General features: G+C 38.0%; 15 protein-coding genes. 1 reads left to right on the plus strand and 14 read right to left on the minus strand.

Annotated elements, in window-relative coordinates; all coding sequences use genetic code 11:
* Nucleotides 1-6 precede the first annotated feature (6 nt).
* The 5 genes from GQR55_RS12420 to GQR55_RS12440 all read right to left on the minus strand — a co-directional run bounded on the left by GQR55_RS12420 (nt 7) and on the right by GQR55_RS12440 (nt 2,025).
* Nucleotides 7-468, minus strand: a complete 462-nt coding sequence (locus tag GQR55_RS12420; RefSeq protein ID WP_149592880.1) for a hypothetical protein — start codon at nt 466-468, stop codon at nt 7-9.
* Nucleotides 469-737: 269 nt separating this feature from the next.
* Nucleotides 738-1,256 (minus strand): DUF4240 domain-containing protein, encoded by a 519-nt coding sequence (locus GQR55_RS12425; RefSeq protein WP_166420847.1) that lies wholly within the window; start codon nt 1,254-1,256, stop codon nt 738-740.
* Nucleotides 1,256-1,447 carry a YwbE family protein gene (locus tag GQR55_RS12430; RefSeq protein ID WP_166420848.1) on the minus strand — a complete coding sequence of 64 codons (192 nt, stop codon included), beginning with the start codon at nt 1,445-1,447 and terminating at the stop codon, nt 1,256-1,258. The genes GQR55_RS12425 and GQR55_RS12430 overlap by 1 nt, the downstream gene beginning before the upstream one ends.
* A gap of 68 nt (nt 1,448-1,515) precedes the next feature.
* Entirely contained in the window at nt 1,516-1,797 is a 282-nt protein-coding gene (locus GQR55_RS12435; protein WP_166420849.1) for a hypothetical protein, read from the minus strand.
* 15 nt (nt 1,798-1,812) lie between these two features.
* On the minus strand, nt 1,813-2,025 hold the full coding sequence (locus GQR55_RS12440) for a hypothetical protein (protein WP_007583226.1): 213 nt from the start codon (nt 2,023-2,025) through the stop codon (nt 1,813-1,815).
* A 101-nt stretch (nt 2,026-2,126) separates the two neighbouring features.
* Here GQR55_RS12440 and GQR55_RS12445 point away from each other — a divergent pair, with 101 nt between their 5' ends.
* Nucleotides 2,127-2,936, plus strand: coding sequence for an ion transporter (locus GQR55_RS12445; protein ID WP_166420850.1), 810 nt, complete (start codon nt 2,127-2,129; stop codon nt 2,934-2,936).
* Nucleotides 2,937-3,025: 89 nt separating this feature from the next.
* Here the strand turns inward: GQR55_RS12445 and GQR55_RS12450 are convergent, their stop codons facing one another.
* The 9 genes from GQR55_RS12450 to GQR55_RS12490 all read right to left on the minus strand — a co-directional run bounded on the left by GQR55_RS12450 (nt 3,026) and on the right by GQR55_RS12490 (nt 15,965).
* Nucleotides 3,026-4,150 carry a DUF748 domain-containing protein gene (locus GQR55_RS12450; protein ID WP_166420851.1) on the minus strand — a complete coding sequence of 375 codons (1,125 nt, stop codon included), beginning with the start codon at nt 4,148-4,150 and terminating at the stop codon, nt 3,026-3,028.
* A gap of 514 nt (nt 4,151-4,664) precedes the next feature.
* Nucleotides 4,665-6,554 carry a bifunctional diguanylate cyclase/phosphodiesterase gene (locus tag GQR55_RS12455; RefSeq protein ID WP_206012086.1) on the minus strand — a complete coding sequence of 630 codons (1,890 nt, stop codon included), beginning with the start codon at nt 6,552-6,554 and terminating at the stop codon, nt 4,665-4,667.
* 336 nt (nt 6,555-6,890) lie between these two features.
* A complete protein-coding gene (asd, locus tag GQR55_RS12460; RefSeq protein ID WP_166420853.1) occupies nt 6,891-8,030 on the minus strand; it encodes an aspartate-semialdehyde dehydrogenase in 1,140 nt (379 codons plus the stop codon).
* Between the two features lie 210 nt (nt 8,031-8,240).
* A complete protein-coding gene (locus GQR55_RS12465) occupies nt 8,241-10,958 on the minus strand; it encodes a TonB-dependent receptor plug domain-containing protein (RefSeq protein ID WP_166420854.1) in 2,718 nt (905 codons plus the stop codon).
* 97 nt (nt 10,959-11,055) lie between these two features.
* A complete protein-coding gene (locus GQR55_RS12470) occupies nt 11,056-12,657 on the minus strand; it encodes a hypothetical protein (protein WP_166420855.1) in 1,602 nt (533 codons plus the stop codon).
* Between the two features lie 297 nt (nt 12,658-12,954).
* Complete coding sequence (locus GQR55_RS12475; RefSeq protein WP_166420869.1) at nt 12,955-14,283, minus strand: hypothetical protein; 1,329 nt, start codon at nt 14,281-14,283, stop codon at nt 12,955-12,957.
* Nucleotides 14,284-14,351: 68 nt separating this feature from the next.
* Nucleotides 14,352-14,957 (minus strand): energy transducer TonB, encoded by a 606-nt coding sequence (locus GQR55_RS12480; protein WP_206012088.1) that lies wholly within the window; start codon nt 14,955-14,957, stop codon nt 14,352-14,354.
* A gap of 12 nt (nt 14,958-14,969) precedes the next feature.
* Nucleotides 14,970-15,383, minus strand: coding sequence for a biopolymer transporter ExbD (locus GQR55_RS12485; protein WP_004334764.1), 414 nt, complete (start codon nt 15,381-15,383; stop codon nt 14,970-14,972).
* A 54-nt stretch (nt 15,384-15,437) separates the two neighbouring features.
* Entirely contained in the window at nt 15,438-15,965 is a 528-nt protein-coding gene (locus tag GQR55_RS12490) for a MotA/TolQ/ExbB proton channel family protein (RefSeq protein ID WP_166420857.1), read from the minus strand.
* Nucleotides 15,966-15,968: the final 3 nt, after the last annotated feature.

The raw sequence follows: 15,968 nt of genomic DNA on the forward strand, positions 1-15,968 counted from the left end.
AGTACTTTATTTACTCTCGTCTGCTTTTTTAAATGTGCACTCTACACTAGGTTCGCTCAATGTATATTTTAGTGTGTTATCAGCTAAAAATTTAATGCTTTGGCTAATTGTTTTCTCGTTTGCGGGATTTTCACAACGGCTCATTCGTAAACCGTTTTCAAGACCATCACTTTTATATTTTAATGAGCTGGTAATAAAACAAAAGCCAGGTTTTTTTACTGTTTGTGTACCGTTATGAAGCGGACCAAATATAATTTGTTCTCCTAACTTAAAGCCGCTATTTGGGTTGTTTTCTTCTGTTAGGCTTAAGTTACTATTAACGCATAATCCTGAATTAGTTGAGACAACGTCGTACGCACCCAATTTTGACTTTAAAAGCGGTATAAATCGCGTTTTATTACTTGGCTCACTAAAGGCATAAGCACTTGTAAATGTAATTGCTAACAAAGCAAATGTTATATATTTCATTGCGTGTGTGTATCCTTCGAGAGTTAATGTGTTAGATAAGCTAAAAATGCTTATCTACTTAACTTTTTACAACTATAACAGAGATTTACTATAAAAGGAGAGAAGTCGTGCTACAGCACTTAGATACAACAACTAATACCAATCTGCTTATATATAGAGTCTATTTAACGAATTAAATAGACTCTATATATAAGCAGGTTGGTATAATCACTTTGTTGTAAAGTACGCTGTTAAATACGTACCGAAACAACAAAACGATTAAATACACATTACTGCCAATATTTTGCAAATAATAGTGGGTAGTTTTGCTTTAAAAACTTAGGTTTGTCTTTGAAGCGTTTACCTTTAGGCTCGTCGCTGCCAGATGGGATAAACGGTAATTCGTCTTCACTGCGTTCTTCAAATAATAAACCGGCTATTAAATCATACTCATCAATGTACGGATAAGGCTGCTCGTTTAAGTAATAAACAGGTGTACATTGTGCAATTGAGTCAGCATTTTCTAAGGCGTTTTCGAATACTGTTTTACCGCGCGAAATTAACCAACATCTAAATTCGCTAAAACCGTAATCGTCGTTACATCCAGCCATAACAAAGGCGGCGCCAAACAAATCCCAGGTAAAGCATTTGCGCATATGTATGCCAAAGTGCTTATCAAAATCAATAAGGTGCTGATCGCTTAAATCATTAAGTTTAGTTTTTAGGTTATCGCTGACACTTTGCGGATCGAGCCCTAAATCAGGCGTTGTTACTAATTCCCAAAAAGCCTGTTCTGTTAACGCTGCCATTATAAAATCTCTTTTACTCGGCCAACTTGACCATCTTCTAAACGCACTTTAATGCCGTGTGGGTGATTAGGTGACTTTGTTAAAAGACGCTCAACAACACCTTCGGTTAACGTACCGCTGCGTTGATCTTCTTTTAATACAATATTTACTGTGATACCTGGTGAAATTTGCGAACGCGAAGGAACAGCCATAATTTAAACCCTAAAAATAATTTATCTAATTATAACGTCCATGTGCTATCAAACCAACAAAAGCCCTGTTAATTAGCTGAAAATGAAATGTGTGCTGGTTTTGCGTTCAACTTAATACTCGTAAGCTCTTTGAGTATAATAGCTGTTAATTCGTTAAGTTGCGGTTTTGCACTTTCAAGGGCTATATCATCATTAAAATAGCACTGTACTTTTAACGTATTGGCCTCGTTATTTAAATCAATGGTATGCGTTAGATAATCAAAACCAATTACGCTTTCTTTTATTGCCTCGCATGCATTAGTGAGTGCTAAACGAATTTGCTTATCGCGTTGCTTTTGAGTTTTAGTCATAAATATAAAGGTTACTTATTTAGTTTCTGCTTGTTGCTGTTTTTTAAACTCTTCGTAGTTAGAGTCTTGTTTATCTAAGCATTCGTAATATTCTTTGTCGGCTTTATAGTTACACTCATCAAGGCGCGCCGATTGAACTTCATGAAAACGCGCGTCAGAGCTGCAACCAGCTAAAACACATAATCCAACAATAAGTAATGCGCTACTTTTTAGTTTATTGATAAACATTAAATTTCCTTACACTTTCTATATCGAAAAAGCGTTAAATTATTACAATATTATTGTATATTAGCGTCCTAAAAATCTTAATCCCCACAGGACCCATTACTATGATGTCGCAGTTGCAAAAGTTGTTTCAGCGTATAGACAAAAGCAAGATATTTCAATCATTTGTTATAGCTGTAATTATTGTTTCTGCCCTGACAGTAGGTGCACACACTTACTCACTACATCCTAACGTAGAGCTTGCTCTAAATTGGATGGACGTTGGTATTACCGCATTCTTTTTAATTGAGCTAGTAATCCGCTTTATTGCAAGCAAAGGCATAAAAAACTTCTTTTCGAAGGGGTGGAATATATTCGACACAATCATAGTATTGGGCAGTTTATATCCTGCTGCTGGCTCTACTATGTTAATTGCTCGTCTACTTCGCATATTTAGAGTACTGCGATTGGTATCGATGATCCCAGAGCTGCGCTTATTGGTTAATTCACTCCTTAAAGCAATTCCGCAAATGGGTTATATAGCCCTGTTAATGTTTGTTATTTTTTATATATACGCTGCAATGGGTAGCATGATGTTTGCTGAAATAAACCCCGTACTTTGGCAAGACGTTTCAATCTCTATGCTCACCCTATTTAGGGTGGCAACATTTGAAGATTGGACCGACATAATGTACGAAACAATGGCGGTGTACGAACTAAGCTGGATTTATTACCTTACGTTTATATTTTTAACCGCATTTGTATTTTTAAATATGATGGTAGGTGCCATTTTAGAAGTTATGAGTGAGGAGCACCGTAAAGCGCGAGAAGAGCTCGCAGATAATAGCTCATTACCTGCAACGCAAGGGCAAGTAAACGAGCTGCAATCACAAATTGCTGAGCTTAAAGAGCTATTGAGTAACCGCAAAAACTAATCTGTTCAGAGTACTAAAGCACCCACTTAAAGTTTAAACAAAGTGGGTGCCGTTTAAAATTCTAATAAAAGTAGAATTACCAAAGCGCTTTAATTTCCCTCGTTATCAGGTTTGTTATCTGTATCTTCAAAAGAAATAACGTTATCGACTTTCATTTTAAAGGCATCAAAAAAAGCATTTTTTAGCACCGAAATAACTGCTTGGAAAGTCGACACATCTGCATTATCTAATTGCCCCTCTATGGGAATACGTGCAGCTACAAGCTTAGATTCATCGTTTTCAAGTATAGAGCTGAGCAAATCAACACTGCCTTCAAATATGGCCGTAAATATTCCATCGTCATCTTTTTTTATATCTTCGCGCCACGAAAAAACACGCAAGTTTTGAACGCCCGCTTTTACATAACCATTTAAGTTATTATCTTTAGCTACAAGCTCCATTGCTCCATCAATGCCACCGGCTTCAATATCAAACGGTGTATACACTTTAAATACAGTGTCTAAATTTTTAACTGAAAAGCGCTGTACCTCTGCATTAAAATCAAAATTAGCCTGTTTGCTAAAAGGGTCAAGCTTGCCATTAAGCTTTAATGCAGCCTCCCCCATTAATGCACCTTCTACATTTAGAGTAGTCACGAGTGTTTTTGATAGGTTTTGTGCGTTAGTTATGTTTTCAATCTTGGCATTAATATTTGATATAAAAGTAGGCTTTTCACCGCTATTCGTTGTATTAACTAAAGATAGCTTTCCTTTCTCAATGGTTAAGGTATCAATAGAAAAAAGTACTAAATTATTAGCGAGCCCTACCCAGGTAGTTTCATCTTTTACTTGTTGATTTTGCTCAGAAGCATTGGGGTCTTTATCATATATAACTATTTCAGGGCGCGTAAAGGCCATATTTGTTACTAAGTTGCCCTTTAAAAGGGCTGACCACGCAAGTGAAAAATCAAGCGTTTGAATACTCAATAAAGGCTTAGGAGCTGAAGTTTCATCAACAGCGTAAATTTCAACGTCGTCAATTGCGTAAGCGCCACGATATAAAAATAAATCTACATCGCCCACATGCCCTGTAACACCTTGTGTATGTTTTAGCTGATAATTTACGTAGTACTGAAGCGCAAAAGGCGCGGCTATTCTGGCAATAATAAGGACTAATAAGATAGCCGCCAATGAGTTAAACCATTTGCTATGAAATACATTATAAATCGAACCCATTATAATTTCCTTTACCTAATACCTTAAAAATGAGTATTTTAAACATGTAAAAATTACGCAAAATTGTAATAACACTACGTATAAAACATCTAAAATACATCGTTATACCAATTCCATTAAGTATGTGATCTAAATTTTACGCCGAAAAAATAATTCAGTTCTAGGCGTAAATTGATGTAAATGGTTGTTCCCTTTACGAAATTTACAACAAAGAAATGGGTTGTTTTAGCAAGTAAAATAGATCAGCTATTTATTGGAATTGGTATTAATAGCCTAAATGTAGCTAAAGGCGCTAATGTACGTATTAATAGCAAAGGCTGTACCAATTCAAAAATAAAATATGCCTATGAAAATTAAAAAGTGTAGGTAGGGAAATATACTGCGGTAGAGAAAATCTGTTATGGCTTACAATTTATCTAAAACTAGCTTAAATCTGGTATTTCAAATAGAACATTACTGCACAATCTTAATTTATGCAGCAATGCTTAATTGAATATATAGTGGATACGTATCTTTAGTTTATCAGTGCTAATGCTTTATCAAACCTAACCGGTTTACTGAATATAAAGCCTTGGTATTTATCAATTTGTAAACTTTGTAATAACGTTAACTGAGCTGTGTTTTCTACGCCCTCCGCTATTACTTGGCAACCAATCATATGCGACATGTTAGTTACCGCAGATACAATACTTTTATCTTTTGAGCATTCACAAATATTATCAATGTAAGATTTATCTATTTTAATATAATCAACTGATAGCTCTTTTAAAACCGATATAGAAGAAAACCCAGTACCAAAGTCGTCAATAGAGATACGTACACCGGTATTTTTTATGGCCGTAATCACTTTTGACAAATACGGTAAATTTTTAATCATCACTGTTTCTGTTATTTCTAAATGGACATTGTATGGTTTAACTGCGTATCTATTTAAAAGCCCAACCAAAAATTCTAAAAAGTTATGGTTTTCTAGTTGCAACACAGACACATTAATAGACAATCCAATCTTACTATTTACCGCATTTAACTTACTTAGGCTCGCAATAGCTTGCTCAAGTACAAACTCACCTAATATATTAATTTTTCCATATCGCTCAGCAATATCTATAAATTCTGAAGGCGGAATAAATTCATCATTAAATTGCCAACGAAGCAGTACTTCAAACGTGGTTATTTCGTTTGTAGCTATATCAACAATAGGTTGATAGCAAAGATGAAAATCACCTTTTTCTAGACATTCTTTAATAGAACTACGAAGTACTTCTTCTCTTTTAAGCGATTCATGCATCCGCTCGTCAAATACCGATATTTCGTTACGGCTTTTCTTACCTTCATACATAGCCACATCAGCATATTTAATCGCGTCTTCAAGAACAAAATTTTCGCGCGTAAAATACAGCCCAACCTTAAAAGAAGGATTTACTTGATAGTTATCCATACTCACTGTTTTCGTTAAAGTTTTAACTAATCTAAAAACACAGTCAAAAAGTTCATCTTCGGTGTTACTACGAGAATAAAAAATAAACTCATCCCCTCCCCACCTACACGCAATAAAGTCGCCTTGGGTTTGTGTTTCAACTAAGCGTTTACCTGTTTGGGCTAATACAAAGTCACCAAAATCATGGCCATATTTATCGTTGATGATTTTAAAGTCATCCATATCTAAAAATAAAACAGCTTTAATATCATCGTTTTGATCGGCTAAATCTAGTTCAACATTAGAAACAAAACTCCCCCTGTTAAACAATTTAGTTAGATTGTCTTTTTGCTCTAAAAGGATTATTTGTTCAGTACGAACTTGCACTTCATTTTCTAAGTTTTCAATGAATTGATCTAACTTAAGTTCGTTATTAATAGATGACTTTACATCTTTTGCACTGCGTATAGCCGTTACAAAACACAATATAAACCATAAAACGAGTCCTAAAACACCTAATACATTTTCATCTTCTATTGGCTGTAAAAGTAATAAAATACTAAATGGAACCAACAAGCAGGTTATGTACGACAGTGATGAGCGAATATCAGAGGCTAAAACATTAACACCGCCACCAGCTAGGGAGCTAAAAACAACCAGAGAGACAAATTTCTCCTGTATTCCCATGTTTTCATAAAACAAAATCGGGAAAGCAGCCCATGTTAAAGCTGTTAATAATAAACCAATAAAATACAACTGATATTTAAAAGGGTGTGTTTTGTTAACAAATACATGACTAACTATTCGAAGTAACGAAATAAGCGTTAGCGTAAAAAACCAGTAAAGTTTTTCTTGAGAGGCACTGTGATTAATACTGCTAAAAATAAGAAAACAAGAAACAACCGTATTTATAGCGATTGCAGAAATAAAATAAGAGCTAACAAATGCTAACCGCTTATTGGCAAAATTATTTATGTGAGAAGTCATTAATGTTACTTGAATAGGCTGTTGCACAGTGTAAACAGTTTACTTAAGTTCAATAATAAACAACAGTGAACATTCATAAAAAAGTATTGTTTAAGCCTCTTAAGCGGTTTTATAAGCCATTAAACGAAAAAGGGTTAGCAATTTGCCAACCCTTTTTGTTAATACTGATTATATATTATACCAACTCGCTTAATTAAGAGATCTATTTTGAGAGAAGAAAATCGTGTCGATAACAAAGCAAAAATTTCGTTATTTAGTTGTTCAAAATCAGAAATTTTTAACGTAGTTAGTGTCAGTTAACCCCTCAAATTGATCAAGTATTATTGCGAATTGGTATTACTCACCATCAACAATAATGCGTAGCATACGACGAAGTGGCTCTGCCGCTCCCCATAAAAGCTGATCGCCTACTGTAAATGCACTAATGTACTTTGGCCCCATCGCTAATTTACGAATACGGCCAACAGGAATGCTTAAAGTGCCTGTTACTTTAACGGGTGTTAAATCAGTCGCACTAATATCGCGCTCGTTCGGAATAACTTTAACCCACTCGTTGTGAGACGCTAAAATTTCTTCAATTTTTTCTACGCTTATATCTTCACGTAATTTAATGGTCATTGCTTGAGAGTGACAACGCATAGCGCCAATACGCACACATAAACCGTCAATTGGCACTGGTTGCTTTGAAGAACCTAAAATTTTATTGGCTTCTACTTGCGCTTTCCATTCTTCTTTAGATTGACCACTTGGCATAGGCACGTCAATCCACGGGATCAAGCTACCGGCAAGTGGCACACCAAATTGGTCTTGTGGTAAATCTTTTGATGCCATTGTTTCGCTTACTATTTTATCAATTTCTAAAATAGCAGAGCTTGGGTTATCTAGTTTATCTGCAACACTTGCATGAATAGCACCCATTTGTGCAATAAGCTCTTTCATATTACGCGCACCGGCGCCCGATGCTGCTTGGTAAGTCATTGGGCTTACCCATTCAATTAGGTCTTGCTCAAATAAACCGCCTAATGCAAGTAGCATTAGCGATACTGTACAGTTACCGCCCACAAATGTTTTAACGCCTTGCGCTAAGCCTTGTTCAATTACATCTTTGTTTACAGGATCAAGCACTATTATGCTGTCCTCACTCATACGCAGTGCTGAAGCTGCATCAATCCAGTAACCATCCCAACCCGACTCTCGAAGTTTTGGATATACCGCATTGGTGTAGTCACCGCCTTGGCAAGTAACAATAATATCCATTTTAGCAAGTTCGCTAATGTCACTTGCATCTAGTAATGGTTTTGCGTCGCCTGCTATATCTGGGCCTAGTTGACCCGCTTGTGAGGTGGTGAAAAAGGTGGTGTCGATATGGGCAAAATCACTTTGCTGCTGCATACGTTCTAATAACACTGAGCCAACCATGCCTCGCCAACCGACTAATCCTACTTTTTTCATTGTTTGTTCCACTGTTTGATTCATAAAAGATGCCTTAATACATTAAAAATTAAAATTCATTGCGTGAGATTTAATTTTTATTAACGTCAAAATAACACCACCAGCGCGCTAAAACTAGTGAATAAAGTAGAACTCAAATTTTTTTCATAGTCATAAAAAAACCCTGTATTAAATACAGGGTTAGCGGTGGATTTATTCACCCCCTTACGAGGGGGATAACAATAAAATAAACGCTTAAAACTCGTAGCTGTAACTTAAGTCAAAGGTAATGCCCTGCTCTTTAGAGCGAACAATAATATCTGATTGGGTTACTTCTTGATCTTCATCGAGTAAGTTTTTAACTTTAAATTTAACTTTAGAATTAAAATCAGGGTAGTACGTGTAAACTAAATCAAGTGAATGAAATGGTTGCTCGTAAGCATCGTCACGATTAGCCACACCTGCTGCTAAAATACGCTCACCAAACACGTTATAAACAAGTGAGCTACTGTGCATACCATCAAGTGAATCGTAATTAAGTTGTAAGTTAACGACATATTGAGAGTGACCTGTCATACGCTTTTTAGGGTTAGTTAACGTACCAGCAAGTGCAGGATCGATAGACGCCTCAGAATCACTTATCGTAATGTTACCACTGGTAAATAAACCTTCTGCAGCAAACGTTAGGTCCTGAAGCCATTCAGCCTCAATACCGTAAACCTCGGCAGTTTCACCATTAATAAATGACGCAGAGTAATCTTCATCACCAATATTTAGCACAGTTTCGATAGGCGCAGTTATGTCTTTATAAAAGGCAGCTACACTAAATGAATTACCTGCTTGCCCGTAATATTCATAACGCAGGTCATAGTTTTTAATGGGACTACTTTTTATACCTGTACGGCCAAATGTTCTGATATCAGTTAACGGGTCATAATAAGTTACCGGTACAACTTCACGAAAGTCAGGTCGAACAACCGTTTCGCCATAACCTAAACGAATTTGATAATCGTCACTGCCTACGTAAGTAACTGACAATGCAGGATACCAATCATCTGTGACGATAGAGCCCGCTTCAATTTTTTCAGGATCGTAAAAAGTATTTAAGTCTTGCTGATCAAAAATAAGGCTAGATGTACCAATGGATGTTTGCTTAAACTCTTCATAACGAATACCACCACTGACTCTTATCCATTGATCGTAAAAAACATCAAACGACGCATAGCCGGCATCAACTTTTTGAGCGGCAATGTAATCGTCGGCGTCAGGCGCTGTAGGCTCATTAAAATCAACTAAAATGGCGTTATTATTAATGAAGTCGTCAGTTAAAAAGCCACTGTTATTAAGTGGATCAGCACTTCCATCATTAATTGAAATACCCGAGCCACCACTGTTATTAATAGCAAAACTTGAGGTATTAAATAGTCGTGCCCTATCAGAGAAATCGTAACCAAACTTAAACTCAACTTCCATCGCGTCAAAAGACAGTGGTAATGTAAGGTTACCGCCGTAGGACTTAACGCGCTCTTGCATATTTGTGTACGACATAATTACGCGGTTATCATCGCCGGTTATAGTAGAACCCGCATAGCTGCCATCGTTATTATAACTATCACGAAATTCAAAATCCGCACTGGTAGGAATATCTGTCGTTGCTTTAGCTTCAGTGTATTGCCAATCAGCGCCTATTCCCATGTAATCTAAAAAGGTATGTTGACCAATAAATTGAGTAATATTTAACTGGCGCTCTTCGTAATTAAACGCATGGTTACGATTTGCAACGCCATCGCCTGCAATACTAAACGTAGAGCTACCTGCAGGGCTTTGCGAAATAGCAATTTCTGATTCGTCTTCATTATCGATAATATAAAGCTGTTGAGCTGAAATACTATGTGTACCAAGCCTATAAGAAAGGCTAAGCGATCCGTTATAACTTTGCGTCTCAGTGGTTACCTGTGAATTTTTGACTGTGTTGTAGCACGAGTTAGATACATCATCTGCTGTGGCAAGCGATGTTGTACAATCAATTGAACCATCCTGGTTTTTAAGATCTTGAGTGATTACAGAGCTAAAACGCTCTTCAAAATCCCACTCATTTTTATATGCACCAGCCAGTAAAAAGCCAAATTTCCCGCCAAAGTAAGACTCTTCAAAGCTATCGCCATAATGCGCTTTAACATTATAACGAGGGTCTAACGACTCATCTTTTAGCTCATACCCACGTGGCAGTGACTTTAACAATGTATTGTTAATCGCTGTCGCTTGCTCAGCGCGGGTTTGCTCAGCATCAACAAAACCTTCACGACTTACTATATTACCAATACCAAAGTTACCACGGTATTGTGAAATCGCATTGTTTAAAGCCTCTGGGATACCCTCTTCATTACGATTATACGTAAATCCATCGCCTGATGCCGTATCGTATCCTACGCCTACTTCAAATCCTGCTGTAAATTCACTAGGCGCTGTTTTAGTTCTTATATCAATATTACCGCCACCAAACGCAGCGGGCATATCTGGCGAATACGCTTTTTGAACAGCCATACTCTCAATAATACTGGCAGGAAATATATCTAATGGAATTACATTACGTGTTAAATCAGGGCTTGGAATATAAGCCCCATTTAATCGAGCACTTGAATAACGCTCGCCTAAACCGCGTACGTAAATAAACTTACCATCTACTAACGTCAAGCCTGTTACTCGCCTAAGTGCAGATGCAGCATCGCTATCGCCTGTACGTGCTAATTGTTCAGAACCTAAAATATCGGCAACAAACGCTTGGTTTTTACGCTCTTCAACAACAGCGGCTGCGCTGCCTTGTAAGCGCGTACCTACAGCAACAACTTCTTCTATTTCTTGTGAATTAGTAAACTGTTCATCCGATTGGGCGGCAATAAGACTTGTAGACTGTGCAGCTAAGCCTAAGCCAATTGCCCAAGTAATTTGATTGAGTCTATGTTTTTTAGACATGAGATAATCCTAATCAGGTTATACAAAAGAGGCGCCTTACGCTTAATATACAAGCCACAAAGCGCCTTTAATTAGAGGTTATAAATGCAATACTTAGTTAGTCAGCATTGGCTGCTGTAACAGCCGCTTGAACCCATTTATACCAGCTAGAATCTGTATCCTGATCCGATACTGCACCAATATAGTTAACGTTTTCAAAGAATGAATCTGTTGCACTTAAATCAGTGGCCGTAACCGTTACTTCGCTAGCTGCTGTGTTAGTTGCAAAACCATTATCAGCAAGAAGCACTACGTCATCAGTTAGAATTTGATTAGCAGCGCCATTTTCAAACCATGCTGTTTTGGTTTGACCTTCTAATGGTCCACTTGCAAAGGTATCTGTATCAGTAAAGTTTGCAGAGCACGCCATTACAGAACTTGTAAATGAAATTTTGTCAGCTTGCTTTTCGCCGTCACCAGAGAATTGAATACACTGTGTATTTGTCGCGTTTTTCTTAATAATAACGGCGTTGTAAATACTTGAATTGAACTGATCATCAAACTTGTATGCTTGTGAAGGGTCATCATCGCGCACAGAGTTGCCATCAGTCGTAATTACAGTAACGTTTGCAACCGTCGGGTTAGAGGGAGATACTTGCTCAGAAGATGCACCTTTAACGCCATCAGATTCAAAGCCATTGTTACCCATGTTTACAACTGTGCCGTCGTTTAACGTTACAGTACCGTGCTGGATAAATAAGTATTGAGCTTTACCCTGCCAACCAGCATCAAAGTCAAATGAATCATCTTGTGTATCTGTTACTGCAACATGTTTAAGCGTTGTAGCACCACCAAAAATTTCGATACCATCATCAAAACCTTGGTGAATATGTAAATAATCAAACTCAGAACCAGAACCTACAGCATTAAGTGTTAAAGAGTTTAAATCGTCGCCTTCACCACCAACACGTGGACCCGAACCCGCATACCAAATTTTAGCCCATTTAATATTGCCACTAGAATCTGCATTATTGTTACCACCAAAGTAACTTGTAATACCTTCTGAAGCGACGTTACATGTAGCGCCACCGCGTTCTGCATCGGTACATTGGTCAGTAATGCCGTTACCATTAATAATAATACCGCCCCAGTCAGCGTAACGTGCACCTTCGCCAGCGGTATCAAAGCGGTCAAACGCATTCGCTGATGTAAATACAACAGGCTTGTCTTGCGTACCTACAGCTTGAATTTTTGCACCGCGTGCAACGCGTAAAATAGCTTCACCTGAACCAAAAGCTAACACCGCACCAGGCTCAACGGTCATCGTTGGACCATTCGCTGGAATTTCAAAACCATCAACCGTGCTGCCGTCTTCGCCAATTTGCAGGGCGTCATCAAAAACGTGAACACCGCCGCCTGGCAATTCTTTAAACGTAATGTTATTTGTAATAGAAATTGTTTTGCTAGCAAATGAGTCATTATATAAACAGTCAATTCCGCTAACGACACCCGTTACCGTACCTGCATCTGATTCATAGCTTGCACATTCAGCGTCTTCATCAGCCGTTGAACCCGCTGTATTATTTGAATTATTAACACTGTTATCTGTTGTAGAGCTGTTATCGTTTACAGTGGGTGTAATTTCGATATCGCCGCCACAGCCAGCTAGAGTCATTGCAGTTGCTACTAGGCTGACCTTGAATAAATCAGATAATTTCATTGTTCACTCCGTTAAAGTATTTAATTATTTTGTTAGCGTATTAAGTAAAAACTTAAGTCACTTTAAAGCACGATACTCATGCATTAAGGTGACTTGAGTTATCGAATGCAGGTAAGATACTGTAGTGATATGACAAAGTAGTTACAGTTTGATAACCGTAAGATGACAATGTTAACTTTCATAAAATCAATTGGTTACTTTTTATAGCAACAAAAAAACCGCCATGAGGCGGTTTGGTATTGCGATTATGAAATGGCTTTATAATTCCTACTTATACGTGGCAGGAATTATTGAAATTTACAGTAAGGCTGTTCTAAGTGTTTCTGCATGCACTTTCTCGCGCTTTACATATTTAATCCATTGCTGCGCTAAACGCTGTGATTTTTTATGTTTTTCGGCTTGTTCAAACGCTAAAATAGAGGCATCAAAATTTTGTAAGTTGTACTGAGCCATACCTAAGGCAACAAATGCATTTGATTCAAAATCAAGTGAACCTTTATTAAGTGCTTTACGCGCTGAATCGGCCGCTTCCTCGTATTGCTCGGTGTTAACATACACTTCAGCTAAGCGTTGGTCATACTTACCACTGGGTGATAAATCGGCTGCTTTTACAAAGTATTTTATTGATTTTTCGTCTTCTTTTGCTTGGATCATCGCCTCAGCTACAAAGGCATAGTTTTTAGCGTTTTGTTCTGCGATACCTTTTTCAATCGCATCGCTCATAACGACTGCGGCTTTAAATGCTAAGCCGTTATATAAATACACTTGCGCTAATTGGCGCAAATCAGACTTTGAGGTTAAATACCCTTGCTGATAAGCGGCTTCTATTACGGCAAGTTGTTGCTTTTCTTGCCCTGTTTCACCATACATACCCGATAACTGCACCCAATACTCAGGCTTGTTATAAAGTTTTACTAAGCGCTCAAGTACTTCAACAACTTTATCTGTTTGATTAAGTGAGTAATACATTGCACGCTGTAGTACTAACCAATTCTCTTTAGGCGCTTTGCCTTCGCTATCACTTAAAGCAATCACTTGAGATATATACTCAAGCCCTTTCTCATAATCTTTTAACTGATAAAAAGTTTGGGCTCTTAACAAGTAATAAGCTTCTGTTTTAGGCTTAGTGTTAATAGTGTCCCAGTCATCTAAAAATGCGATAACTTTAGTGTAATCACTATTAGCCATAGCCAGTTGAGCCAAGCTAAATGTAGTGCTTAAACGAAGTGACTCAGGAATGGCTTCCTCTGCTACGACCTTTTCAAACGAAGCTATCGCTTTTGGTAAATCGTTTTCGTTGTAATAAATAAAGCCATAAAAGTTATACATCATTGCCACTTCATATGAGTTCATGCTTGAAGCTCGATCTTTAATACTATCAAGTGCTTCCAGTCCAGCTTTTGTATCGCCATCGTCAGCTAATTTTTGAGCGCGTGCTAACTGGCTATACACTTTTTCGCGAAGCGCTGGCACACGTTTAGTTTTTTGTTCTGGCTCTGCATATACACTTGCCAAATTAACGCCAGGTAACATATTTAGAGCACTTGGAGTTACAATGCTTGTACTTACTGCAGCAGTACAAAATAGTGTAACTTTTAAAATTTTAGTTGTTGGGTTTAATTTCATAACTGATTTAATAAATGGTTTCATAATCGCCTCGCATTTCTGTCCGTTTACTTGTGGTTAGTTACTAGTTAACCACTAATTTGGAAAGATATTTTGTTCTGAACACCCGCTACTTCAACGGCATCACCGTTAACTACACGTGGTTTATATTTAAATTTAAGTGCTGCATCCATGGCCGCTCTGTCAAAGAGTGACTCAGGCTCTGCTTTAATCACTTGCGGGTCGCGTACAGTGCCTTGTTTAGTTACTATGAATTCAACAATAACGTAGCCTTCTATGCCACGAGATAACGCACGACGCGGATAAACAGGGGCCACTTTTACTATCGGTAAATATTCACCGTCACTTGTCTCTAGTGCTAACCCTCCGGCTAAATTTACATCCGCATCAACGTTTGCAGCAAAATCAAAGTTATTAGCATTTGCTGTTGCATCGCTACTTTGCATTTGCGGCGACTCCATAGGCGGTGGCGGCTCTTTTGGTGTTGGTGGTTTTTGAGGTTTACGCTCTTTTTTTTGTACGGTTTCTTCTTTTTTCAAGCGAACAAAATCAAGTACGTTACCCTTTACCGGGTCTGTCATAGCGCCTTCACCACCAGTAATAAGTGCCTGCATGCCTAAAAACAGCATAAAGGTCACTACACCGGCTATCACTAATGCAACTAAATATCGCAACATAACTAGCCCTTACGACGCATCTTGTGCGGCAATTGATACATCAAATGCACCCGCCGCGCGCGAGGCATCCATTACCTTAATTAACATCTCGGTAGTCGCTTTTTTATCCGCTTGAATAACAACGCTACCTTGTGGATTCTCCGCTTTTAATCGCTCTATATTTGCTTGTACTGCGCGTACATCAATTTGGCGTTTATTAATCCAAATTTCGCCTGTATCAGAAATCGCTACAAGGATATTAGCGCGCTCTTTTTTAACCGCTGTTGCGGCTTCTGGGCGGTTTACATCAATACCGGCTTCTTTAACAAAAGAGGCAGTTACAATAAAGAAAATAAGCATGATAAATACAACGTCTAGCATTGGAGTCATGTTTATTTCTTCAGCTTCGTCTTCTTGAAATAGGTTTCCTAACGGGGCTCTCATTTTTATTCTCCTAGGATGAGCGGCTTTATAATTAGCCGCTTATCAAAAATTTACTTAATGGTCTAAAACCATGCTGTCTTGTAGTAGTTCTACTTCGCGCTTAGCTTTTCGTTGTAAATACGTTGAGGCAAATACCCCAGATAACGCACCAACCATGCCTGCCATTGTCGGAATAGTTGCTTTAGATACCCCTGATGCCATTGAGCGCGCACTGCCTGTACCTGTTATTGCCATCACATCGAATACTTCTATCATTCCTGTTACGGTGCCTAACAAACCAAGTAACGGGCACAAGGCAACCATTACGTTAATCAAAGAAAGGTTTGTATTTAAGCGCATACCTGCTCGCGATATTATTGCTTCGCGGATTTGCTCTGCGTTCCAACTATTACGTTCTGCGCGGTTAATCCAATCGGTTTTCACACCCTGTTTATAGCTTCGAAAACCGTTGAAAAAATAAATAAATCGCTCGAGTATCAATAACCACATCGCGAAGATTAACACCCCGATGACCAAGAGAACCTGGCCACCAGTGTCGAGAAAATCACGGATAGCATTGATTGAGTCAATCAATAGCACCATGGT

It is taken from the genome of Pseudoalteromonas sp. Z1A8 (genome assembly GCF_011378855.1).
GTDB lineage: Bacteria > Pseudomonadota > Gammaproteobacteria > Enterobacterales > Alteromonadaceae > Pseudoalteromonas.